This window comes from Peribacillus sp. P4_C12 (genome assembly GCF_056402095.1).
In genome coordinates, this window is sequence record NZ_JBFUIB010000949.1 from 1 (window position 1) to 966 (window position 966).

The 966-nt window shown below is 33.3% G+C and carries 2 protein-coding genes; both read left to right on the forward strand.

The genetic code is table 11. The features are described 5' to 3' along the window. Positions 1-351 (forward strand): transcriptional regulator Spx (gene spx, locus AC1DUW_RS30485; RefSeq protein ID WP_477644399.1); only part of this gene is annotated, 351 nt, incomplete at its 5' end. Positions 352-745: 394 nt separating this feature from the next. After that, on the forward strand, positions 746-966 hold a 221-nt coding region (locus AC1DUW_RS30490; RefSeq protein ID WP_477644400.1), incomplete at its 3' end, for an ArsC/Spx/MgsR family protein.

Below are 966 nucleotides of genomic sequence, written 5' to 3' on the forward strand. Positions count from 1 at the left end.
AAGCAAGCTTGGCTTAAGAAAAACGAAATTTCCTACAATGAACGTAATTTATATTCACAACCTCTTTCTATAGAAGAAATTAAAGAGATTTTACGTAAAACAGAAGGCGGTACAGATGAAATCATCTCAACCCGTTCTAAAAAATTCAGTAGCTTAAATATCGATATAAATAATACACCACTTAATGATCTTTGTAAGCTTATTCAAGATAACCCGGATTTACTTCGCCGACCAATCATTTTCGACCATAAGAACTTGCATGCCGGTTATAACGAAGAAGAAATGGGGCGCTTCCTTCCTAGAAAAGTACGTCATATTCAATTATGGCGTGCAATCAGCCAATTGGCTTAATCAACCATCCTACATTCAGTTGCATAATAAGAGGGTTGTCCATTAAAGCGGACAACCCTTTTTTCTATCTCTAATTTTATTTCTCTACAATAATTGTAAACGTCGTCCCTTGTTCATTACTTTCTTTCAGCACAAGATCTCCCTTTTTTTACACTTTGGCAAGCATCTTGCTGAATGRCAGTCCTAAACCTAAACCACGTATCTTCAGCTTTTTGTYTTCACCTCGATAAAACGGTTCRAACACATACTGTTGTTCATGTACAGGAATTAAAATAACTTTTAAGTTTATTTTCTTGACATMKTGCTGACACAAARAAACGTTAAAGTAWGAGTATAACAAATAYAAAAATAATTCATTCCATAAACTTTAACACTWTGAAGGAGTCGATTTTAAATGGTAACAATTTATACTACTCCAAGYAGTTTAGCCTGTCGTAAAGCAAAAGCTTGGCTTAAGAAAAACGAAATTTCCTACAATGAACGTAATTTATATTCACAACCKCTTTCTATAGAAGAAATTAAAGAGRTTTTACGTAAAACAGAAGGCGGTACAGATGAAATCATCTCAACCCGTTCTAAAAAATTCAGTAGCTTAAATATCGATATAAATAATAC